The organism is Chryseobacterium sp. (genome assembly GCF_022869225.1).
Taxonomy (GTDB): Bacteria; Bacteroidota; Bacteroidia; order Flavobacteriales; family Weeksellaceae; genus Chryseobacterium.
In genome coordinates this window covers 2,044,050-2,066,630 of the sequence record NZ_JALIHL010000001.1, presented here as the reverse complement: position 1 = coordinate 2,066,630, position 22,581 = coordinate 2,044,050, and the positions used below count along the sequence as shown (strand labels likewise).

Below are 22,581 nucleotides of genomic sequence, written 5' to 3'. Positions count from 1 at the left end.
AATAAAAAGTTAGACATCAAACTAATATGAAGCCAGATCCATTTCATCAGTCGGTTCCAGCGTGGATAAAAACCCCTTTCCTGTTTATTCTGTTGATCTCACAATCCGTTGTCAATGGATTGCAGGGGGTTGATATCAATTCCATTGCATCTCAGCTGGGAGAGGAAAAAGACCTCCTTCAGTTTGCATCATTGACAAACTCGGTAGGTTTTGTTGCGATGATAGCCATTGCCGGACATATCACGAAGATCTATCAGAGAAAAAATGTCTGGCTGATTTGTCTTGCCCTGGAATTTATCATCGCTTTGCTGATGATGGCACCGAATAATGTTTATGAAGTGATATTCCTGAGCTTTTTTTGTGGTACTGTAAAGATTATCTGCCTGCTTGACGCGATCAGACTTTTAATGCAGAGACTTAATCCTTCAGGCAGCAGAGGACTTTTTTATGGGATTTACTATACGATTTCCTTTGTAACGGCTCAGGGGGTCGCTTTTGCAGCCTCATGGCTTATTGTAGATTATGAATGGTATTATATTTATTACCTATGGCTTCCCGGAATTATCATCAGCCTTATCATCGTTCAGACCGCTTTACATGGCAACAGAGATGAATCATCCGCTATGCTGAAAGATATTGACTGGCTAAGCTATATTGCCTTGATTATTATGGGGCTTTCCCTGTCCTACATCTGCGTTATGGGAGAAAGACTGGACTGGTGGTATGATCAGGCCATAAATTTAAGCTCATTGATATTCTTTTTCAGCACCCTCACTTTTGTAGTCAGCAATAGATACCATAAAAACCCTATGATTGATCTTTCAGCTTTTGTAAGGTATAAACAGATCGGTTGGGGAGCTGTCTTTATGGTGCTTTTGTATATCGTTTATAATTCGTCATCCGTTATTTCAACTTTTCTGTTGCTCAATTTTAAAGGAGATGTTAAATATGCAAATATCTCTAATCTTTATATGATTCCTGCATTCATGGTTTCAGTACCTCTGACGGGGATATGGCTTCATAAAAGACATAAAGCAAGAGGAGCACTGGTATTCGGTTTTTTTCTGTATACCTTGTTTTATCTGCTGATCAAAAACCTCGTTGCCTTTGATATCTCTGAAGAGGCATTGATCATTCCCCAGTTTCTGAGAGGGGCAGCTTATGGAGTTACTATGACAAGTCTGTCTTACTATATTTCCTCCAATGTAGAACTGAAAGATAACAGTTCCAGAGTTTTTTTCAGCGTATTTTCAAGATATATGCTGGCAATGCCTATAACATCTGCCTTTTTTAGCCATCAACTCGCTTATTATAAAATGAAATTCAGTACAGACTTTGTCCAATCTGTACCGCCCACCGATCCTAAAGTAATGGAGTTTCTGAACAGCAGTAAGGCAGGATTTATGAATAAAGGATTAGACCTGATTTCCGCACAGAACATGGCTTTGGTTTCTCTGCAGAAAAAAATAGCGGCCGGTGCGATGCTTCGTGGCGTGGATGAAATTTTTATGATGCTTTGTATGATAAGCGTAATGATGATGCTGGCCTGCTTATGTCTTAAAGTCTTTAATATTCACTATGAGGTCTGGAAAAATTCTTATCCTCTGACTAAACTTTCATCATCATAATCAGGGGCGGCATCGAAGATGCCGCCCCTGATTATGTATAAGTTTGATTGATTAACTTTTCAATGCGGCAATTTCATCTCTTAATTTTGCCGCTTTTATAAAGTCAAGATTTTTAGCTGCCGCTTCCATTTCTTTCTGCTTCTGCCCGATCATTTTTTCGATATCTTCATCCGCATAGGTGGCTTTTGTTTCTGCCACTTTTTGAAGGATTTCTTTTTGAGTATATTTTTCATCAGGGAAGTCTTTGCTTCTTCCCACGAGACTTTCGGATATTTTCTTATTTAAAGCTTGTGGCTTAAGGCCATGCTCTTCATTATACTGCATTTGCTTGGCACGGCGGTATTCCGTTTCATCCAGTGTAGCCTGCATAGATTTAGTGATCTTGTCAGCATACATGATCGCTTTTCCATTGATATTCCTTGCGGCTCTTCCCACAGTCTGGATCATAGATCTTCTGCTTCTCAGCATGCCTTCTTTATCCGCATCTAAAATAGCGACCAACGAAACTTCCGGTAGGTCTAATCCTTCTCGTAATAAATTAACTCCAATCAGTACATCAAAAAGTCCCAAACGCAGATCCTGCATAATCTGGATCCGTTCCAGGGTTTCAACGTCGGAATGGATATACCTTGTTCTTATTCCGAATTTTGTAAAATATTTGGTAAGCTCTTCAGCCATCTTTTTAGTTAAGGTCGTTACCAAAACTCTTTCATCCGCATCAGATCTTTTCTGGATTTCCTCCATTAGATCATCGATTTGATTAAGGGTCGGCCTTACTTCAATAATAGGGTCAAGAAGTCCTGTAGGACGGATGATCTGCTCAATATAGGCACCTCCTGTTTTTTCTAGCTCATAGTCGGCAGGAGTGGCAGAAACGTAGATTACCTGATTCTGCATGCTTTCAAACTCTTCAAATTTCAAAGGTCTGTTGTCCATTGCTGCCGGCAGCCTGAAGCCATATTCCACCAGCGATTCCTTTCTGCTCCGGTCTCCTCCATACATGGCGTGAACCTGAGGAACGGTGACGTGGCTTTCATCAATTACCATTAAAAAGTCTCTAGGGAAATAGTCGATCAGGCAGAAAGGTCTAGTTCCGGGAAGTCTGCCATCCAGATATCTTGAGTAGTTTTCAATCCCAGAACAATACCCCAGTTCTTTGATCATCTCAAGGTCCAGTTCGGTTCTTTCCTGAAGTCTCTTTGCTTCCAATGGTTTTTCAATAGAATTAAAGAAATCCACCTGCTTCACCATATCATCCTGAATCTCCCTGATAGCCCCATTTAAGGTTTCCTTTGAGGTAACGAAAAGATTGGCAGGATAGATTTGAATCTGATCAAATTGAGCTTCCACGTTCCCCGTTACAGGATCAAAGCTTTGAATTCTTTCAATCTCATCCCCAAAAAACTGGATTCTGATGGCATTGTCAGCATAGGCAGGAAAAACATCGATTACATCCCCTTTTACACGGAAGGTTCCTCTTTGGAATTCGTTCAGAGTCCTGGCATATAATGCATTCACCAGAGAGTGGAGAAGAGCGGTTCTCGTTACTTTTTCGCCAATAGCGATGGAAATTAGGGACTTATGAAATTCTGTGGGATTTCCGATACCGTAAATACATGAAACCGAAGCCACGATGAGCACATCCCTTCTTCCGGAAAGAAGACTGGCCGTTGCTGAAAGACGAAGCTTTTCAACTTCTTCATTGATGCTCAGATCCTTTTCAATATAAGTTCCTGTAGTCGCAATATAGGCTTCAGGCTGATAGTAGTCGTAATAACTTACAAAGTATTCAACAGCGTTTTCCGGAAAAAACTCTTTGAACTCCATAAAAAGCTGTGCTGCCAAAGTTTTATTGTGTGCCAGCACCAGCGTTGGTCGCTGTACGTTTTGTACAACATTGGCAACGGTAAAAGTTTTACCGGAGCCTGTTACCCCAAGGAGGGTTTGATACTTTTCGCCGATCTCGATCCCTTCAGTGAGTTTTTCGATGGCCTGGGGCTGATCCCCGGTAGGTTTATATTCTGATTGAAGCTTAAAATTCATAGAAAAAGAATGTATACAACAAAAATACGAAAGAAATTATTAGGCGTATAAAGTTTTGAAGCTGAATATTTTGATAATAAAATTTTAATGACTTCCTCAGATGATGTTATATCTTTTTCATTTAAAAAAATGATGTCACATAGCACTTCTATACTGCCTGGTCTGTATTCAGTGTTCTTTCAGTAAAGAAGCAACCTTTATTGCGGCAGGCCCAGGTTCAGAATCCAGGATATCTTTCATGAAAATATGTTTTTCCTAAGAATTTCCGTAAACGCCTTTTCTGAATTTGTCAGTTGTATTTCTTTCATGCGATAAGATGGTAATTTGCTCTGCAAGTGTAGAATAAAATTTTAATGCACCGAATTTTATGGCATTATTTTTCCATTCATTTTTTACCATTTAATCGTAATGTTATGAAAATCAATCAATTTTATGTTCCGGTTCTTAGTGCTTTTTTTATTTTATCTTCATGTAAGAAAGCTAATGTTAATGCTCAGCAGGCAGGAAAAGACGGCAGTGTAGAAACAGAAAAGCCAAATTCTGAATATCAGCCTGCATTTAAGGGACAGACAAGAATAAAAGCAGTAAAAACAACAACTCCTTATCAGGTAGAAATACTAAACAAAGATCTGGGAAGGCCATGGGGAATTGTTAATCTGCCGGACGGAAGATTTCTGATTACTGATAAAACAGGTCATATGAATGTTGTATCAAAAGATGGAAAACAGATTTCTAAAATTGAAGGATTCCCGAAAGTAGATTCAAAAGGGCAGGGAGGTATGCTGGATGTAGCCCTGGATCCTGATTTTAAAACCAATAGCATCATTTATTTCAGTTTTTCAGAGCCATTCGGAAAGGGAAACCTGACTTCGGTTGCGAAAGGGAAGTTATCTGCGGATCTTAAGAGTATTGCAGAAGTTAAGGTGATCTTCCGGGCAGAACCTTCTTATGATGGTGATAAACATTATGGAAGCAGGCTGGCTTTTGATAAGGACGGATACTTATTTGTGAGCACAGGGGAAAGATCTGATAAAGTAACAAGGGTGTATGCCCAGAAGACAGATAATTATTTAGGCAAAATACTAAAGATTACAAAAGATGGAATGCCGGCTCCGGGAAATCCGTTTATAGGAAAGCAGGGCTATAAACCTGAAATTTATGCATATGGTGTCAGAAATCCACAAGGGCTTGCCATTGATCCGGATGGAAATCTTTGGGATGTTGAAATGGGGCCTAGAGGAGGAGATGAAATCAATTTAATACAGCCCGGCAAGAACTACGGCTGGGGTGATGTTACCTATGGAATTGAATACTCCGGACAGAAAGTAGGCGAGGGAATTACACGGAAAGAAGGAACTGAACAGCCTGTTTATTATTGGGATCCTGTGATATCTCCAAGTGGAATTACTTTCTATACCGGAAATATAGAAGAATGGAAAGGCAATCTACTGATCGGATGTCTGAGTGGTGAACATATCGACAGAATTGTGTTGAAGGATAACAAAGTGGTAGGTGAAGAACGTCTTTTAGCGGATCAGAAAGAACGTTTCAGGGATGTATTGAATGGGATGGACGGTAATCTGTATGGGGTGACAGACAGTGGGAAGCTCTATAAAATTTCAAAGAAGTAAAATAAAAAAAGAGACTGGTTGCAATAAACAGTCTCTTTAAAAATATATTAAAACTTAAAATTAAGTCGTGCAAATACCTGCCTTCCGGCAAATCCCATTTGTACAGGATCAAAAATCCCGCCAGACTCGGTATTTCCTGAATCTACCTGGGTAGGCTGTAGACTGGGATATCTGTTAAAGATGTTCTTACTTCCCAAAGTCAGGTTGAGGTTTCTGGAAAACTCATACCCCAACGAAACATCTGTGGTAACCTTTGGATTGTAAACTTGTTCTGCATCATCATATCCGATCAAAGTGACCTTATCAAATCTTACCAGCTGTAAGTTGGCATTGAATTTATTGATTTTATAGTTGAGGTTGAGATTAATCTTGGTCTTTGGAGCAGAAGCCAGAATGAATCCTCTTTCTCTTTTGCTCAGATAAATATCTTCTTTGCCCTTCAGCTGCTCCGAGGTATTTACTTTAGTGATTTCCATGTTATTGTAATTTCCGGCTAGCGTAGCGGTCAATTTTCCGGAACCAATAGTTTCATTATAACTCAGAATGACATCTATTCCCCTTGTCCTGGTATCTATAGCATTGGCAAAAAACTGAGCCTGGTCAATGAAAGGATATTCATCTTCCTGCTGTTGAGTGGTAAACAGATCACTTCTGGAAAAATTTCCGGTCAGAACAATTCTGTTCTTTACCTGGATGTAATAGCCATCCACTGTAGCGGTGAATTTTCCAGTGTTAAAAGTAAATCCGGCACTTCCATTGACAGAAGTTTCCTGTTTCAGCTGGGAAATTCCCACAAGTCTTGCCAGATCACTGTCGTTGGATGCCAATTGAATGGTAACCAGCTGCCCTCCCTGAAAATTAGTAAACTGCTGGCTGTAGTATTTTTGAGCCAGAGATGGCGCTCTGAAACCGGTAGAAACCGACCCGCGGAAGGCAAATTGTGGGGTAATGGCATACCGGGTCGCAAATTTACCATTCAGTGTACTTCCGAAATCATTATAATGCTCAAATCTTCCTGCTGCACTGATCATCCATTTTTTAGTAATATCGAGTTCCGTATCTACATAGGCGGCAAAATTATTTCTGCTTTTACCAATATCGCTGGAGTAACCGGGGAAACCTTGGGAACCGCCCGGTCTTACCTCACCGGATAAAGGATTGGTTACCAAAAGATTTTGCGGAGTACTTGGCGTTACTACGTTTCCATTAATATCATACATGGCATAGGACGCTTCTTCCCCTTTGATGATATTGAATTTTTCATATCTGAATTCGGATCCGAATGCGATATTAAGCCCTTCCAGTACCTTGAATTGTTTTGTAGCATTAAAACCGGTTGTGTTTTGCAGTAAAGAATGGCCTCCAGCATAAAAACTTGTTGGGGAATTTACTCCTAAGGTGGCATTCACCGTATTTTTGATATCATACGTAAACCTATTGCTGCCAAATGCATTATAAAAATCTACATCCCATTCAGCCACATTAAATTTCAAACCGTTATCAAATGTGAAGTCAGTGATACTGGTATCTTCAATCGGGTTAAAGCCGTTAGGGTAAATTTCAGGAATATTTCCGTCAGCTTCCGGCGTTCTTGTCCAGGCATAGGCATTGGTATTTCTGTGCGAAAATCCCTGCCGTGAGTAGAATTTCAGTCCGTCGGACAACGGCAATTCTATATTTCCGAAAAAATAGACATTTTGAGCTTTGGCATCTCCGAAACGTTGTCTGGGAGCAGTATATTTATCCGGGTTTGCATTTCGGATCGCATATTCTTTATTGATGAATTCTGCGGTGAAGTTTCCGAAACCTCCTTTTGATCCTATTTTTGTTCCCAGGTTTCCGCTGAAATCGAAAGTATTTCCATCCACTTTACGATCAGAGACAACATCATTGTTTCCGGGACTTTTGAAAAGATTCATCCCGTAAAAAGCATTTCCTTCAAAACCTTTATCACGGTCATTTAGGATCACATTGATCACTCCTGCTATGGCATCAGAACCATATTGCGCTGAAGCACCGTCACGGAGAACTTCTACTCTTTTGATGGCACCGATCGGAATGGTATTCATATCTGATCCGGTATTTCCCCTTCCCTTCGTTCCGAAAAGGTTGATCAGGGAAGACTGGTGGTATCTTTTTCCATTTAATAAAAGCAGGGTCTGGTCTGGTCCTAAACCTCTTAAGGTAGCAGGATCTACAGCATCAGCTCCGTCTGATCCCGACTGTTTGTTGGAGTTAAAAGAGGGAGCTGCAAACTGCAGCAGCTGGTTGACCTCCACCTGTCCTGTTGACTGGCTGACCTGTTTAATATCAATGACATCAATTGGAACAGGTGTATTAATCACTGTTCTTTTCTTATTCCTGCTTCCGGTGATCGCTACTTCATCTATTTTGGATTCTTTGGGGATCGTATCATTGATTTGCTGGGCATAAGAAAGAGAAGTTGCAGTAAGAAAAAAAACGCTGATGTATTTTATTTTCATAATTGAGATTTTTCTTGGTGATTATCTCAAAATTATTGATTTTTATTTTTAAATCAACATGAAAATTAAATATTTGTTATCTATATTTTAACTTTATTGCAATTGTCTCAAATTGTAGAATAAAAATAATTTTTTTATTGATTTATGTGAATATTTTTAATATTAAAAACTTTTTATTATTCGATTTAAGCCTTCTTCAAGAATTTCTTGTGAAGTTGAGAAGCAGATTCTCACGTGGCCTTCTGCCCCTTTTCCGAACCATCTTTCCGAACCGGGAACGATAGCTACTTTCCCATGGTGTAGGACATGTCGGGTAAATTCATCACTCGACAGCCCGTTTTTTATTTTAGGAAATAATACAAAGGTCGCCTCAGGCAGATTCGGACTCAAAATTTCGGAACGGCTTAATATTTTAAAGGCGAGATCCCGATTGCTCTGTAAATGGCTTAAAAATTCCCTGTACCATGGCTTTGCTTTTTCAAGAGCTACACTTGCTGCAATCTGGGATAATGTTGAAACCCCTTCTATCGTTGAATTGAAGTTTGATTTTTCAATAAAATCGTCAAAGATCTCCTGGTCATTGCATAAAACGGCTCCAATTCTTAAACCTGCAATACCAAATGATTTTGAAAATCCATATACGGTAAAACTTTTTCTTTTAGCCTCTTCGGAAACAGATGAGTACGTGTGAAATTCTCTTTGGTCATATACAATATCGCTCCATATTTCATCACTCATGACCCACAGGTCATGGGCAGAGGCAATCTCAGAAATCTTTTTCAGGGTCTCTTTAGAATACACTTTTCCGAGTGGATTATGAGGATTACAAATACTGATCAGTTTGGTCTTCGGGGTAATTGATGCAGCCAGTTTTTCAAAATCAATATCTCCGGTTACTGTATCTACAGGGCATAATCTAACTTTTCCGCCAACGGCTTCTACTGACTTTTTAAACAGAAAGTCGACGGGATCCAAAATAATAGCCTCTTCGCCAGGTTTCAAAACATATGAGGCAATCAGGAACATCCCCTGGGCAGCACTGTTAACCGCAAGAATGTTGTCCGGACTGAAACTTCCGGATTTTTCTGTATTGAAATGTTCTGCCACATTTCTTTTAAATTCAGGAAGACCTGAAAACGGGCCGTAGCTCAGATACCCGTCTTTGATGTATTCAATGATTCCCTCTTCAATTTCAGGGGCTGTTCTGAAGTCCGGATCAGCAGCCGTCAAAGGAATGATCCCGTCTTCTAAGGCTGCCCATCTGCCATTATAAGCTTTTCTTTTTAGTGCTTCAAAATTGATATCGTTATTGGTGAACATTTTTTATTTATAAGAGATTGGTAAAATATTTTTTGAATGTTGGTCAAGCGGGAGCAAAAACTGATTCAGTAAAGCTCTGCCATTCGTAATGTGGACTTCAATTTCCGGTTTTCTTTCTTCCTCATATTTTCTGAAGGCATCTTCGATATTTTCTTCTTCCATCAGATAGTGAGTCAGCGTAAAAGAGTCCTTCAGTGCAGAGGTAACCCCCTGGCTTGTAAAAGGAATAAGCGGGTGTGCTGCATCTCCGATAAAAACGAGATTGCCTTTGTAAAACGGATTGAGTTTTTCCAGCTCATACACATGCCATAAATGTACATTTTTATAACTGGATTCTTTGACAATAGATGAAACTAAAGGATCCCAGTCCTTAAAAATTTCAGTCATGTATTTTTTTATATTGCCTGCGGAGCATCCTTCGCGGATCTTATATTTTTCATTGTCAAATTGTGAATACCATAGGACGGTATCCGCAGAAAGTTTTAATATTCCGAAAGTAAGCCCTCCTTTTTCATGATGGAACTTCATGAAATTATTTTCTATCCGGGCTGCAATTTTTTTATTTTGAATAATATTAACGACTTCATTTTCCCTTACAGTCTTCATTTTTTCATCCTTGAAGACTTCTTTTCTGATCCGGCTTCTGGAACCATCACTAATAATAGCAATGTCTGAATCAATTTCAGTTCCGTCCAGTTGAATAAGCTTTCCTTTTTCATGGTCAGATAAAATTAATGTTTTTTCGTAGGATATTTTTTCAGGAGAAATATTTTGAGTTAAAATAGTGATCAGAGATTGTCTTGAGATAACAAAAACATCATTAAGATCTTTTTCGGCCAGTATTTTCCCTTTGTGAGAGTATTGTATGTATTTTTTCAGAAAGGTTCCGTGCTGAAAAAAAAGCGAAGGGTTTATGATGTGGGAGAGGTACTCAATTCCCTCTTGTGGGAGAAGAAAACCGTGTCCTGCTGAATCATCTTTTTTCTTCTTTCATAAATATGATAATCAATATTGTGTTTTTCTAAGTAATTCGCCATGCTTAAGCCGGAAATACCGGCGCCCACGACAGCAATTTTCTTCATTTCGGAATAACGGTTTTTTTCAGTTAGTGCTTAATTATTTTTCGAAATCTGTTGTTTTAATTAAGTGCAAATGTAAATTAAAATCATTCACGATTTAAAAAAAATAAACTAATTTGATTTTGAAATTCAAATAAATAAAATGAAAGTATAATGTTGGAAAGGTGTTAAAGCTAATATTTTGATTTTATGAGAATTGCTAAAAAAAGAATCCTTAAATCAGTACAAAAAAACCGGAGTTTTCTCCGGTTTTATGTTTATGCTTTTTCAAGATGAACGGTAAAATGTCTTAATATCTCCGGTTCCCAGGTGATCTTATAGCCTTTTGCAATTTCCTCACGTCTTTCATATACATTCTTCACAGCTGCCGCTATATAATCCATATGATTGTTGGTATAAGTTCTTCTCGGGATTGCCAAACGCACCAGCTCCAGTTTAGGATAACGGTTTTCTCGGGTTTCAGGATCTCTGTCGGCCAATAAAGTCCCGATTTCTACGGTTCTGATCCCTGCCTCTTTGTAAATTTCAAGCCCTAAAGTCTGTGCCGGGTATTCTGCACGGGAAACGTTGGGAAGAAAATGTAATGAATCAATGAAAACAGCGTGACCTCCAATCGGCTTCTGAACCGGGATTCCATATTCAATAAGTTTGTTTCCAAGATATTCTACCTGAGAGATCCTGCTTTCAAGATAAGCGAATTCAGTGGCTTCATCAAGACCTACAGCTAGGGCGGCCATATCTCTTCCTGCCATTCCTCCGTACGTGATGAACCCTTCGTAGATAATCGTAAAGTTAGAGGCTTTTCTGAAAACTTCTTCGTTGTTCAATGCTATGAATCCTCCGATATTAACAAGACCGTCTTTTTTAGAGCTCATCGTCATTCCATCTCCATAAGAGAAAATTTCCTTACAGATTTCTTTAATGCTTCTGTTTTCCTGTCCTTTTTCTCTTTTCTTAATAAAATAAGCGTTTTCTGCAAATCTTGCCGAATCAAAGAATACGGGAATTCCATACCGGTCGGAAAGCTCTTTTACAGCTTTCATATTCTCAAGAGAAACAGGCTGTCCTCCCGAAGAATTACAGGTAATCGTGATCAGGCAGAAAGGAATATTCTCTTTAGGATAGCTTTTATAAACTTGCTCCAGTTTTTCAAGATTGATGTTTCCTTTAAAAGGATGAAGGTCATTGATGTCAAAAGCCTCATCTATCGTACAGTCTATAGCATGTGCCTTTCTAAACTCGATATGTCCTTTGGTTGTATCAAAATGGGAGTTTCCGGGGACTATATCTCCTTCTTTTACCAATACTGAGAAAAGTACATTTTCAGCAGCTCTTCCCTGGTGTGTCGGGAGCAAATATTTAAAACCGGTAATTCTTTCAACCGTATTTTGCAATTGCTCAAAAGAACGGGATCCGGCATAGCTTTCGTCCCCGGTCATCAGCGCTCCCCACTGTCTGTCAGACATGGCACCGGTTCCGGAATCCGTCAGCAGGTCGATGAAAACCTGTGAAGATTTTAAGTTAAATAGGTTATAATTTGCTTCTTTAAGCCATTGTTCTCTTTCCTCTCTGGTGGATTGGCGGATTTCTTCCACCATTTTAATGCGGAAAGGTTCCGCGTACGGTAAATTCATGAGTTAAAATATGTTTTTAAATTGTGTATAAAGAAAATCAGTTTGAAAATAATTTCAAATTCATCAAAGTATATTTAAAAGGAGAGCAGGGGATTACTCAGGCGCTTTAAATATATTTTCATCGGAATGGAATCCGGCTACACCGCCGCTTACCGCAAACTTCATTGCTGAAGCTGCAGTCATTCCCACTACCGGTTTGATGTTTTTTTCTTCAGTCACAATTACCCAGCCCGAAATAGCATAGGAGTGGGGCAGGTATACCGCAACATAATTGTGTTTGTCAACGTCTGACATTTCTTTTTGGGTTAAAAAACCGATTCTCCAGATTTCAGGATTTTCATTGGTCTTTACCCATACAGGATCATTGAATTTTTTCTTATCGCCCACAAATGATGACATCACATCTTTTGTAGGAGTATAAATATGCTTTACGCCAGGAGTTTTTTCCAATAGACTATCCATGGTGTCAAAAAAGAACCTCCCGACTACGAATTTATTTCCTAAATAGCCTAAAATAGCAGTAAACAGTATAATGGATACAAAAACAAGCCCCGGAACCTGTTTGGCAAGAGATGGAATAAGATTGTCAATAGCACTGACAATATACCAAATCACAAAAATAGTAAGCCCGATAGGACCAATAATCAGCAGTCCCTGGAAAAAGTTCTTCAGGAAAAGGTTGGCAATATTTTCAAAGCTTGGCTTCTTCAATGTATACTCTTTACTATTTTATATTTTAACCGTGGATGGTTTCCTTATTTCCGTAGGATTTAATAATGTCTGCTTCATATTCCAGCCATTCTTCCCAACGTTTGTTTACGGTTTCGGGATCTGTTCCCAGCTGTCTTGCGAACGCAATAAATGTTGTGTAATGATTGGCTTCAGAGATCATCAGTTCCCTGTAGAAAACTTTAAGCTCTTCATCTTTAATGTTTTCTGTAAGCACTTTAAATCTTTCACAGCTTCTGGCTTCAATCATGGCAGCAAAAAGCATTTTATCCACAATCAGGTCTTCCCGGCTTCCCTGAATGATAAACTTGGCCAGCTGGTTGACATAATCATCCTTTCGTGCTCTTCCAAACGTATATCCTCTTTTTTTGATGATTTCATGAACCTGATTAAAATGATCAAGCTCTTCCTGTGCTATGGCAAGAAGTTCTGTGACAATTTCAGGATACTCAGGAAGCATAGTGATCAATGTAATGGCATTGGTAGCTGCTTTTTGTTCACACCACGCATGGTCCGTTAAAATTTCTTCAATGTTTCCTTCTGCAATATTTGCCCACCTTGGATCGGTAGGAAGTTTCAACTTAAACATGTTATAAATTTTTGTAAATTTAATACAAATTAGACATATTTAATACTTCTGTTTCTGCAGAATTTCATTTTTGTTTGGTTTTTCTTGAAGAATAAGAGTCTATGGTTGGAAGTCAAAGAATGATCCTTACGTATTGAAATTCATATAAAATCAACTGAAAAGTGGTCATTGTATTGATTTTCATTATTTAATACGTTAAATTGTGATGAAAATTAATCGACTAATCTACCAGAGAACAATATCAGATGAATCTTCAGAAATTATCTTATCTATTAATGACTTGTTTAATGTTCTTGATGCCTGCAGAATTGGTATACGGTCAAGATACAATCGATTCTATAGAAATATCACTTAAACCTTATACAAGCCTTCGCGGACACTTTGGCTGTTTATGACAAGACGATGGAAGTGCAGGAAAATGCTTCCAGGATCGGCTTGGAAATCGATATAAAAAAAGGAAACTGGAAAATCATCGCAGGAGGCGAAATTCAGGTAAATATGTTTAAAGGCGGTACGTCTTTTAATGCTGACGGAAGCCTTTCAGGAGGATTTCTGACCCTTCAGTCTGAGCAGAAGCAGCAGGTTTTTGGTAACCGGTTAGGGTATCTGGGACTGGACTTTGGTCAATATGGAGTTCTTACAATAGGTAAACAATGGAGTGTATATCGGGATATTACTTCTTATACAGACCGGTTTAATGTGTTCGGAGCCAGGGCTTCGGCTACGTTTATCGGCGGAACAGATGGAGGAGAAACCGGTACAGGAAGAGCGGATCAGTCCATTATTTACCGAAACAGAATAGGCTCTTTTTATGTGGGAGGCCAGATTCAGGCGAGAGGTGGAAATAATGGTAAGTTTATAGACGGGTTCGGAATGTCTCTTCAGGTAGAGCTTCTCCATGGGCTTTTTACCGGTGTTGCTTATAACCGGGCCTTACTTAGTGAAAACCTTATCAATAGCGGAAGGATTATGGGGCTTACGGGCCATCCGGACTATTTTTCGTTGGGAGCCAGGTACAGTAATCCTACCCTTGATTTTAGTGTGGTTGGAGTACTGCAGAAAAACGGAGATTTTTCAGAAGGGACGTACGATGAGCCTTCGGGAAATAGCGTGAAGTCTACGGTGGTATTTAATGCTAAAGGACTGGAAATTTTTGGCAGGTATAAATTCAGGAAGGTTTTTATTCTGGCGGGGTACAATTTGTATAAGCCTGATGTGAATCATATTCAGCAGGTTTCCGGACAATACCAGGTGTATCCCGGATTTAAGAAAAATGATTTTATTATAGGGGTTTCATATCATCCAGTTAAATTCGTTCAGATATATAGCGAACAGAGGTTTTCGGCTGGCAAAACCTCTATTGGCGAAAATGAAAAAAGTGTATTTACGTTAGGATTAAGAATTGACCTTTCAAAGAAGTTCAGCAGATCATTCAGTTTATAATAAGAGTATTTTCTGATTTCTATTGGTCAATCTTACAGTATACTTCAGCTCAAAGAATAAGATCAGTTTCCCTTACTTTCTGCTGTTTTGCTTCTTAGGAGTCTTAAAATAGTCCATCCGGCGGTATCCACTTTTTGCAATCCTGCTGAGATGACGAATGCTAAGATGATATTAATACAATAGATAAGGCTCATTAATATCCACCAGGGCATGTTTTCTTGTAAAGGAACTACCAGGAAATACACTAAAGATGAACTTATTCCCTGGGCAAAATAAAAGAAAATAGCATTTTTACCGATATAGGTGATATAATTTTCTTTGGAGATCTTTAGTCTGTTATAAAGTGTAAATAAAGTGACAAGAGAAAATAAGGTCCAGATGATGTAAGGGATTTTGGGCGGGAATTTATTTTTATTGATTTTATAAAAGATATCACTTCCGTAGTACCAGAACATCCACAGCAGGGCTCCTGCAACAAGCGTGTATAAGACCGGAATCATTTTACCCGGAATCTTTTTTCCACGCATCCTGTTGGCAATTAAAAATACAGCCAGATAGAAGGCAATATAGCCTACCTGACCTGTCGGATAATATTCAGGAAAGATATTGAATACCAGGGTCAGGGCAATACAGAGTCCGATGAACCAGTGAATATGTTTGGGGAAAAATCTCAGAATCAATACCCCAAAGACGGTGAGAATAAAATAGACCTTCAGATACCAGAAGCTTCCCATGACTACCGGAAAAGTATCGGCATTGGTGTACTGATGAAGGTACCAGTTTCCCAGATTCTGCCATTGCGGGACAGAAGAAATACTGGTGGTTGAATATTTTGAACCGAAGGTTGAGTAAAAATTCTGCAGCCATTCCATCGAGAAGAAAGAGAGCCCAAAAACCTTGAAAAAGTAGTCGAGGAAAAAAAGGAAGGTTACAAAGATCATATACGTGATCTGTAACTTTAGGAGTCTGTACAATGTTTTTTCAATATTTGAGCCTGAGGTGATTCCACTCAAAGCATAAAAAAGGGCTACATCAAAAACAAGAGAGAATACCCTTACTTCTGCCGGAATGTAAAACTGCCCGGACCAGAATGTGGTGTGAATAAATATGATAGAAAGTGTGGCCAGACCTTTCGCAAAATCAATATAGAGATCTCTGTTCATTGTTGTAGGATATGGGGATCAAAAGTAAATAAACTTCTGCGATTTTTCAAGTCATAAAAAAGAGACAGAACCTGATTGTCTGCCTCCTTTGTTAAATATGCTAAAAATGAATGTTTGTATTATTTGAGATTTTTAAACTCTTCGGCTGAAATTTCTCCTGTCTGAATTTTTCTAAGTTCGTCAATATACTGACTCATGTAGGCATCGATTTCCGGACTTACGGTGTTCTTAGCCATTTTATACGTGCCATTTAAAACTCCCTGATAATAGTAGAAGAAGTTGTAGTCAAAATTGGAAGCTGTGAGATCATACTGTCCTAAAAGGAATCCCAGACGAACGGCAGATCTTCTCTGAGCCGGCGTTCCGTGATGTCCCGGACTGGAAGTCTGGTAATCTCCTATGCTTTGTGCAAATTCGTAGGCCGCGGCAATTTCTGTAAAGTTGGTCTTGTTATAACCGTTGGGTCTTCTTAAATAATAGCCGGCAAAACCGTCAGCCTCCAGTTCGTTGGGTCTTGCTGTGCTTTCGCTTACAGAGGGAAGCCCAAAGATGTATTGCAGCTGATGGCCGTATTCATGGGCAAGAATCATGGCATTCACAATATCTCCGCCTTTTGATTTGGCATCATAATAGATCGCATAACCATAATAGATCTTTCCTGTAGAATAGGAAATGGCGTTGTACGTTGAATTGAAATTGGAGGGATCATCTACAAATCGTAGCGTGGGATTGCTTCTGCCCCAAAGACTTGCAATTTTAGTCATTTGAGCGTTCATGAAGTTGGTGTCTGTAGTGCTCTGTAGTGTGGTTTTCAATACTGCAGAAGAGCTCCAGTAGTTGTCCACATAATAACAGAGCTTTTCAAGCGCTCCCGGCTGTTCAATTTTTGCACTTGATGTTTGTTGTTCAGGTAAGACATTGTCTTCCATTTTGTCATCGCTGCATGATGTTAATGAAATTGCAGCGATAAAGCCTGCTAGTAAGCAGAATTTAAAGTTTCTTTTCATAAAAATAGTGGTTTTGGTAAAACGAAGGTATGAAATTATCTCTTAAGTGTGAATATATTAATGTTAAAAATTATTCAAAACAGAGTGAATAGTATTTATTCAAAAAAAACATTGCTTTGATTGTAAGCAGTTTAGAAATTTATTTGTATATTTGCACCTCGAAATAACTAAAAATTTATAAACAATGTTTGCAATTGTAGAAATAGCAGGGCTTCAATACAAAGTTGAGCAAGACCAGAAGTTGTTTGTAAACCGTTTAAAAGGAGATAAAGGAGGAAAGGTTTCTTTCGATAAAGTTCTTCTTACTGTAAACGGTGCAATCACTGTAGGCGCCCCAGCTGTAAATGGAATCACTGTAGAAGCAGAGATCCTTGACCACGTAAAAGCTGATAAAGTAATCGTTTTCAAAAAGAAAAGAAGAAAAGGTTACAAAGTGAAAAACGGTCACAGACAATCTTTAACTCAAATCGTAATCACGGGTATTACAGGTTTTGAAGGAGGAGCTAAAAAAGCTGCTAAAAAAGAAACTGTGAAAGGTGAAGTTCTTTCTGACAACGCAACGGTTAACTTTGGTGAAGATCATGAGCTGAACTATCACTTAAAGAAAAACAACTTGTCTCAGTCTAAAGAGAACAGAGAAACTTTAATTACTTTAGGTAAAGCAGTTAAAGTTGAATTAGAAAAGAATGTTCTTACTCATGAAGAAGTAGATGCTGCTATCATTAAGAATATCGATCAATTTAAAGCACTTAATAAATAATCCAGTAATAAAATGGCACACAAGAAAGGAGTCGGTAGTTCCAAAAACGGTAGAGAATCTCACTCTAAGAGATTAGGTGTGAAGATTTTCGGAGGACAAGAAGCTATTGCCGGAAATATTATTGTTAGACAAAGAGGTACTCAACACCACCCAGGTGATAACGTGGGAATCGGTAAAGACCACACTTTGTTTGCATTAGTAGACGGTAAAGTAGTTTTCAGAAAAAAAGCAAACAACAGATCTTTCGTATCTGTAGAACCGAACGCATAATATAAGCGTTTTATAAAAATTAAAGCCTCAGCATTTGCTGAGGCTTTTTTTATTGTTCAAGCAGACTGGGTAATTTTTTTATGAGTATTCAATTCTTTGTGAAATATTTATATATTTGCTAACTATCAAATAACAAATGACTTGCGGTGGCCGAAAAGCATATAGAGTAGGTGTACATTAAAACAAAATAACTATGAAAAATTTAAAAAAATTAACGAAGGCAAATTTGAAAAAAATCAGTGGCGGAGTAGCCGCCATTTGTCCTTCCATGTTCCAGTCATGTGATGAATGGTGCAGGTGGAGCCATGGCAGAAATCCAACTGTATGCTTTCGCAGTCATGTACATGGTCAGAGTGTCTTGACTAAATGATTGTAATTAGTAGGATATCTGAGTATTGTACTTGATGCTTTTATATTATATTAGATAAATTTGTCATAAGACCGTAGTTTCTCTGAAACTGCGGTTTTGTTTGAGTTTTAATTGAATTTTAATTTTTATCAGCGCATTGGATCTCAAAGTATTATTGTGTCCCATTTTAAACATATTAAAATAGGAGAGCATTCTGATCGTAGCTTACAGTATTGTTCGAACCAATATCAGAGGATCCTGGAAAAGTATCAATTGAAATGCAGCATGACTCAAAACTATGATCCTTATGAAAATGCAGTTGCTGAGAGTATAAATGGCATTTTAAAATATGAGTTTGATATTGATAAATATACTATTAACAATGCTCTAAGAAGAAAAATGGTAGATGAATCTATTGAGATTTACAATGATTTACGATCTCATTTTTCAAATTATTATCTAACTCCAAATCAAATGCACAGACAATCCAAAATAAGAGTAAAAACCTATAGAAACAAAGACCAAAGCAAAAAAGCTTTTGCTTACGTGTTTATTTTTGTCCTTTAATCTGTATCGGATTTTCAGGACTAATCATTGTTGCATCAGAATTCTACCTGAATTCCGGCTTTAACTCCAAATTTTGAGATTCCTGGCCTGTCGAGATAGTTTCCTCTCCAGTTGAAATCAACTCTAAACAGTCTGAGATTTCCTATCCCGATATTTTCAATTCCAAAGCCATATTCATAATAAATATGCTCGCTTGGGGCAGAATATTTAAATCCTTCCACATTAATCGCTTTTGAAGCATCACTTAAAGTTCCGTATGCTCCTCTGATAAAAGCTACTTCTCTCAGTTTGAGTTTTTTGATCAATGGAATATAAGAAAGTATTTTTCCGTTGAAATGATGTTCAAGGTTAAGGGTGACGTAAGTATCTGCTACGAATTCATAATAATTAAGCTGGGAGAAGGTATTGGGAACCAGCCCGTATGAAAGGTTGGCAGGAATGATGTTTTGTAGTGCCAGCGGAACGGTATTAAAGTTCTTTCCTGCTTCAATATTGACAATTGATTTACCCAAGGTCCCGATAAGGAATGGTTTGGACAACATAAACTGAAGCTTGTCATAATTGAAGTCGGCATTGAAAAGACCTTCAATTCCTCTGGTGTATCTTAAGACGATTGTTGGAGCCAGATTTCTTGCCTGATATCTATCTATCCCGGTTTGAGAGAATTTTGCGCCTGGTTTTGCTATGATACTGAAGGTAACATGAGAGTCATTAACTGTTTTTCTTAAGTTTCCGTCTTTATAATACATAAGATTGAAGAGTTCCAGATCGGCAGATTTAATGCTCTGCATTACCCCGTCTACTCTTAATTGTATGTTTTTCCAGGGTTCAATGGCTGCAAATACTCTGGTTTGGTTCACAGAGCTTAAAGAATTATTTTCACCTCTTGCAAAGAATGTTGAAGTAGACTGCGGCCCGGTGGTGAGACCGTCTCCACTGGTTAATTGTCCTCCCAGCTGGGCAATATCCCTGCTGGTTCCTGCCCCAATCATGAATCTGTTGAGTTTATTAAACATATATCTGGCGTCAACACCATATTTTACCTGCTGGTCTTTAAATCCGTAGGCTGTATAAAACTGGGCTCTCCACATGTCGTTAAGCCCAAAGTAAGTTCTTGCTCCTAATCTTATTCTGTCTCCCTCCACTTTGTTTCTTCCATATATTGAAAAAATAGGGCCAATATCTATGCCTTTAAAAGCGTTATAATAACGTGATCCAAGCGTTTCAAATAATTTAACTATTCGGTTGAATTTTGGGGTCTGCTGCAGCTGGTCTAGCATATTATAAACTCCCTGTTCTGCCCTGGATAGGGTGTCTGGCCTTGCCTTTGTCCAGTACGCTTCATCTTTTTCAATAAACTTGTCTTCATATTCCTCCTCTTTTCGCTTAAAGACACTGGGATCAAGGGGTTTATTAAATTCATAGTCGGAATAATCGACCGATCTTCTGGCAATAATACTTTTAGAGCCTTTCTTTTTGGAAAAAGGACTTATTTCAAATTCTGTAACGAGTTTTTTAGGAAGAAATGTTGTTTCATCAGGATTGTCATATTCCAGTTGAGTAGAAACGCTGTTGACGAAATTTACATTAATTTTCTGTGTCGATTTTAGAGTTGCCCCTATGACGGCATAAGTGTCCGTATCGATATAGAGATTCCCCTGAAATGCCAATATATCCTTTCTTTTAGGCTGATATCTGATATGGAAAGCTTGCTCTCCACGGATGGCAATGGTGTCTACAAGGCTGTAATCATAAGTTGAGAATCCGTCAGATCCTACGGGACTTTGAAATCCGATATCAAAATAATTCAGAGTATTGTCGTAGATGTTGATATCCCTGTACAGGTTCTTCGCTGAAACAGTGATCACCTGATTATCCTGAAATCCGGAGGTTTTTTGGGCTACCAAAGTCCTTTTACTATCTTTTTCTGGTTTATTCTTTCCATAATTTTCGTACACTGCCTCATTCAGGAAAATAGGAAGCCCTAATCTTCCGCTGGCTGTAGAATCTGCATAATCGAAAATGAAATCAAGCTTTTTGAAGATTTTTTTCTTCATAAATGCACTGTCCAGATTGTTCAGGTCAAATTGAGTCTTTTCATATTCTTTATACGAGTAGGTGTCGAACTTTTCAAGCCCGTTATTTCTTTTACGATCCCAGACTTTCTGCATGATAGCATAAGCAGGATTTTCTTTTTTGCTTTTGTATTTGGTTTTTCCGGTGTTGATTACAATTTCCTGAATGCTGCTCACTGCCGCCTGAGAAAGCTGTACAAATATATTATCAGCATTTTCAGGGGTAATCTCCACGGTTTCAGCAGTGTAATTTTTTCTGGAAAATTTTAATTGATAAATAATGCTGTCAGACTGAACCGCAAAACTGCCCGATGTCGTTGTTAAGGATGGGGTTTTGTTGTTGTTGATAAAAATATCAACCTTGCTAAGTTCCTTATTGTTTTTTTCATCTACAATTCTGCCGCTAGCTTTGTTTTGAGCCCAGGCAAGACTGGTAAAAAACAGGAAAAAAAATAAATATTTGTGTTTGGAATTATTGTTTAACATCATTCGTTTCTTCAGGCAATTAGCACAAACAAAAAGTATGCAGATTATTTAAAAAAATATAAAAAATAAAATATTTTTACAATTTAAAGTAAAAACAGCAAATGTAACGAAAATAAAGCGAGTATTTATTAAAATTTAAACAGGAAAATTGATAAGGTAAAATGTGAAGAATCAGTGAATTAATGATGGAGCTGTGGCCATTTAATATACTGATTGAGTAAGGCTGCCTGAAGGGCTTTATGGGATATAGAATGCTTAAAAATAACTTCCGATCGAAGTAACCTGACTGTATAACATAAAGATAGAATCAACAGACCTTTCTGAACGAGTAAAAATAAAAAAGACCTACATTGCTGTAAGTCTTTTTGCTCCTCCTGCTGGGCTCGAACCAGCGACCCTCTGATTAACAGTCAGATGCTCTAACCAACTGAGCTAAGGAGGAATGTTCCTTATTTTTTTAAGTGATGCAAATATAATAGGAATATTAATATCAGGCAAATTTTATCCCTATTAATCTATGATTTTAAACTAAATATATTGAAATTCAGTAAGAAATATTTTCATTGATTTTGATGTATCGTCTAAATGTCTTCAAATAAATGCCGGAAATAGCTCTCGGGAGATGCTAAAAAATCCCTGGTTAGCTGATAATGCTCTGTTTCTTTATAGTGGATACGTTGAATTTTATCATTTAATAAATAGATTTCGGCATTCGGATAGCTCATTAAAATCGGGGAATGGCTGGAAATAATGAACTGAGCTTTTCCGGTCTTTTCTAATGTATGGATAATAGATAGTAAAGAAAGCTGTCTTTGCGGGGAAAGAGCAGATTCAGGTTCATCAAGGATATAGATTCCGTTTCGAAAATGATTATGGAATAAGGATAAGAAAGCTTCCCCGTGGGATTGCCGGTGCAGGGATTTCCCTCCGTAAGCATCCAGGATCCTTCCGTCCTCTTGGGCTACTTCGTCAATATATGTGGCGAAGTTGAAGAAACTTTCAGCCCTCATAAAGAATCCCTGAGCGGTTTTGATATTCCAGGAAAGGGTAAGGTATTCCGATAATGGGGATTCGGTTTTATGGAAACTGTAATTGTGATTTCGGTTCCCTCCGGCAACATTAAAACCGCATTTTTCTGCTATGGCTTCCATCAGGGTTGATTTACCAATTCCGTTTTCTCCGACGAAAAAAGTGACATTGCTTTTAAGTCTCAGGTCTAAACCTTTACGTAGAAAAGGAAGATTGAAAGGGAAATGTTCTGGGTGGCTGTCTTTTAAGTAAATCCGGGATAAATAAGGCATTGTTTATATCATTAATTATTACCA

Annotated in this window: 18 protein-coding genes and 1 tRNA gene; 6 read left to right on the top strand and 13 right to left on the bottom strand. The window is 38.2% G+C overall.

All coding sequences use genetic code 11. From position 1 onward, the window contains the following. The first annotated feature begins 26 nt into the window (after positions 1-26). Complete coding sequence (locus tag MUW56_RS09605; RefSeq protein ID WP_292012980.1) at positions 27-1,628, top strand: MFS transporter; 1,602 nt, start codon at positions 27-29, stop codon at positions 1,626-1,628. Between the two features lie 51 nt (positions 1,629-1,679). Here the strand turns inward: MUW56_RS09605 and uvrB are convergent, their stop codons facing one another. Continuing rightward, positions 1,680-3,671 (bottom strand): excinuclease ABC subunit UvrB, encoded by a 1,992-nt coding sequence (uvrB, locus tag MUW56_RS09600; RefSeq protein WP_292012979.1) that lies wholly within the window; start codon positions 3,669-3,671, stop codon positions 1,680-1,682. A gap of 413 nt (positions 3,672-4,084) precedes the next feature. On the opposite strand from uvrB, the gene MUW56_RS09595 reads away from it, so the two are divergent. Further along, on the top strand, positions 4,085-5,302 hold the full coding sequence (locus MUW56_RS09595; protein WP_292012978.1) for a PQQ-dependent sugar dehydrogenase: 1,218 nt from the start codon (positions 4,085-4,087) through the stop codon (positions 5,300-5,302). A 47-nt stretch (positions 5,303-5,349) separates the two neighbouring features. On the opposite strand, the gene MUW56_RS09590 is transcribed toward MUW56_RS09595, so the two are convergent. From MUW56_RS09590 to MUW56_RS09560, 7 genes are all read right to left on the bottom strand, one after another. Beyond that, on the bottom strand, positions 5,350-7,785 hold the full coding sequence (locus MUW56_RS09590; protein ID WP_292012977.1) for a TonB-dependent receptor: 2,436 nt from the start codon (positions 7,783-7,785) through the stop codon (positions 5,350-5,352). 162 nt (positions 7,786-7,947) lie between these two features. Then, positions 7,948-9,105 (bottom strand): pyridoxal phosphate-dependent aminotransferase, encoded by a 1,158-nt coding sequence (locus MUW56_RS09585; protein WP_292012976.1) that lies wholly within the window; start codon positions 9,103-9,105, stop codon positions 7,948-7,950. Between the two features lie 3 nt (positions 9,106-9,108). Next, positions 9,109-9,741 (bottom strand): FAD-dependent monooxygenase, encoded by a 633-nt coding sequence (locus MUW56_RS09580; protein ID WP_292015399.1) that lies wholly within the window; start codon positions 9,739-9,741, stop codon positions 9,109-9,111. 275 nt (positions 9,742-10,016) lie between these two features. Next, positions 10,017-10,187, bottom strand: coding sequence for an NAD(P)-binding protein (locus MUW56_RS09575; protein ID WP_292012975.1), 171 nt, complete (start codon positions 10,185-10,187; stop codon positions 10,017-10,019). Positions 10,188-10,441: 254 nt separating this feature from the next. Further along, positions 10,442-11,818, bottom strand: a complete 1,377-nt coding sequence (locus MUW56_RS09570) for a tryptophanase (RefSeq protein ID WP_292012974.1) — start codon at positions 11,816-11,818, stop codon at positions 10,442-10,444. Between the two features lie 93 nt (positions 11,819-11,911). Beyond that, positions 11,912-12,529: a DUF502 domain-containing protein gene (locus MUW56_RS09565; RefSeq protein WP_292012973.1), complete on the bottom strand. Its 618-nt coding sequence runs from the start codon at positions 12,527-12,529 to the stop codon at positions 11,912-11,914. Between the two features lie 25 nt (positions 12,530-12,554). Continuing rightward, positions 12,555-13,136 carry a tRNA-(ms[2]io[6]A)-hydroxylase gene (locus MUW56_RS09560; RefSeq protein WP_292012972.1) on the bottom strand — a complete coding sequence of 194 codons (582 nt, stop codon included), beginning with the start codon at positions 13,134-13,136 and terminating at the stop codon, positions 12,555-12,557. Positions 13,137-13,538: 402 nt separating this feature from the next. Between MUW56_RS09560 and MUW56_RS09555 the strand changes: the two genes are divergently transcribed. Continuing rightward, a complete protein-coding gene (locus MUW56_RS09555) occupies positions 13,539-14,579 on the top strand; it encodes a porin (RefSeq protein ID WP_292012971.1) in 1,041 nt (346 codons plus the stop codon). A 62-nt stretch (positions 14,580-14,641) separates the two neighbouring features. Here the strand turns inward: MUW56_RS09555 and MUW56_RS09550 are convergent, their stop codons facing one another. Together MUW56_RS09550 and MUW56_RS09545 are read right to left on the bottom strand one after the other, a co-directional pair. After that, entirely contained in the window at positions 14,642-15,742 is a 1,101-nt protein-coding gene (locus MUW56_RS09550; RefSeq protein WP_292012970.1) for an acyltransferase family protein, read from the bottom strand. Positions 15,743-15,861: 119 nt separating this feature from the next. Then, the gene (locus MUW56_RS09545) at positions 15,862-16,749 is read right to left on the bottom strand and encodes a metalloprotease (protein ID WP_292012969.1); all 888 of its coding nucleotides are present in this window, start codon (positions 16,747-16,749) and stop codon (positions 15,862-15,864) included. 184 nt (positions 16,750-16,933) lie between these two features. Between MUW56_RS09545 and rplU the strand changes: the two genes are divergently transcribed. From rplU to MUW56_RS09530, 3 genes are all read left to right on the top strand, one after another. Continuing rightward, positions 16,934-17,509 carry a 50S ribosomal protein L21 gene (rplU, locus tag MUW56_RS09540; protein WP_292012968.1) on the top strand — a complete coding sequence of 192 codons (576 nt, stop codon included), beginning with the start codon at positions 16,934-16,936 and terminating at the stop codon, positions 17,507-17,509. Between the two features lie 12 nt (positions 17,510-17,521). After that, the gene (gene rpmA / locus MUW56_RS09535; protein WP_002984034.1) at positions 17,522-17,779 is read left to right on the top strand and encodes a 50S ribosomal protein L27; all 258 of its coding nucleotides are present in this window, start codon (positions 17,522-17,524) and stop codon (positions 17,777-17,779) included. 526 nt (positions 17,780-18,305) lie between these two features. Beyond that, on the top strand, positions 18,306-18,695 hold the full coding sequence (locus MUW56_RS09530) for an integrase core domain-containing protein (protein ID WP_292012967.1): 390 nt from the start codon (positions 18,306-18,308) through the stop codon (positions 18,693-18,695). A 35-nt stretch (positions 18,696-18,730) separates the two neighbouring features. Here the strand turns inward: MUW56_RS09530 and MUW56_RS09525 are convergent, their stop codons facing one another. From MUW56_RS09525 to MUW56_RS09515, 3 genes are all read right to left on the bottom strand, one after another. Then, complete coding sequence (locus MUW56_RS09525; protein WP_292012966.1) at positions 18,731-21,259, bottom strand: DUF5686 family protein; 2,529 nt, start codon at positions 21,257-21,259, stop codon at positions 18,731-18,733. A gap of 365 nt (positions 21,260-21,624) precedes the next feature. Beyond that, positions 21,625-21,698, bottom strand: a tRNA-Asn gene (locus tag MUW56_RS09520). A 139-nt stretch (positions 21,699-21,837) separates the two neighbouring features. Next, entirely contained in the window at positions 21,838-22,557 is a 720-nt protein-coding gene (locus MUW56_RS09515) for an AAA family ATPase (RefSeq protein ID WP_292012965.1), read from the bottom strand. Positions 22,558-22,581 lie beyond the last annotated feature (24 nt).

Coding starts and splice junctions, on each gene's coding strand:
- uvrB (WP_292012979.1), bottom strand. CDS start 3,671: ATGAATTTTAAGCTTCAATCAGAATATAAACCTACCGGGGATCAGCCC.
- MUW56_RS09545 (WP_292012969.1), bottom strand. CDS start 16,749: ATGAAAAGAAACTTTAAATTCTGCTTACTAGCAGGCTTTATCGCTGCA.
- MUW56_RS09525 (WP_292012966.1), bottom strand. CDS start 21,259: ATGATGTTAAACAATAATTCCAAACACAAATATTTATTTTTTTTCCTG.
- MUW56_RS09590 (WP_292012977.1), bottom strand. CDS start 7,785: ATGAAAATAAAATACATCAGCGTTTTTTTTCTTACTGCAACTTCTCTT.
- rplU (WP_292012968.1), top strand. CDS start 16,934: ATGTTTGCAATTGTAGAAATAGCAGGGCTTCAATACAAAGTTGAGCAA.
- MUW56_RS09560 (WP_292012972.1), bottom strand. CDS start 13,136: ATGTTTAAGTTGAAACTTCCTACCGATCCAAGGTGGGCAAATATTGCA.
- MUW56_RS09555 (WP_292012971.1), top strand. CDS start 13,539: ATGGAAGTGCAGGAAAATGCTTCCAGGATCGGCTTGGAAATCGATATA.
- MUW56_RS09515 (WP_292012965.1), bottom strand. CDS start 22,557: ATGCCTTATTTATCCCGGATTTACTTAAAAGACAGCCACCCAGAACAT.
- rpmA (WP_002984034.1), top strand. CDS start 17,522: ATGGCACACAAGAAAGGAGTCGGTAGTTCCAAAAACGGTAGAGAATCT.
- MUW56_RS09605 (WP_292012980.1), top strand. CDS start 27: ATGAAGCCAGATCCATTTCATCAGTCGGTTCCAGCGTGGATAAAAACC.
- MUW56_RS09585 (WP_292012976.1), bottom strand. CDS start 9,105: ATGTTCACCAATAACGATATCAATTTTGAAGCACTAAAAAGAAAAGCT.
- MUW56_RS09595 (WP_292012978.1), top strand. CDS start 4,085: ATGAAAATCAATCAATTTTATGTTCCGGTTCTTAGTGCTTTTTTTATT.
- MUW56_RS09570 (WP_292012974.1), bottom strand. CDS start 11,818: ATGAATTTACCGTACGCGGAACCTTTCCGCATTAAAATGGTGGAAGAA.
- MUW56_RS09550 (WP_292012970.1), bottom strand. CDS start 15,742: ATGAACAGAGATCTCTATATTGATTTTGCGAAAGGTCTGGCCACACTT.
- MUW56_RS09575 (WP_292012975.1), bottom strand. CDS start 10,187: ATGAAGAAAATTGCTGTCGTGGGCGCCGGTATTTCCGGCTTAAGCATG.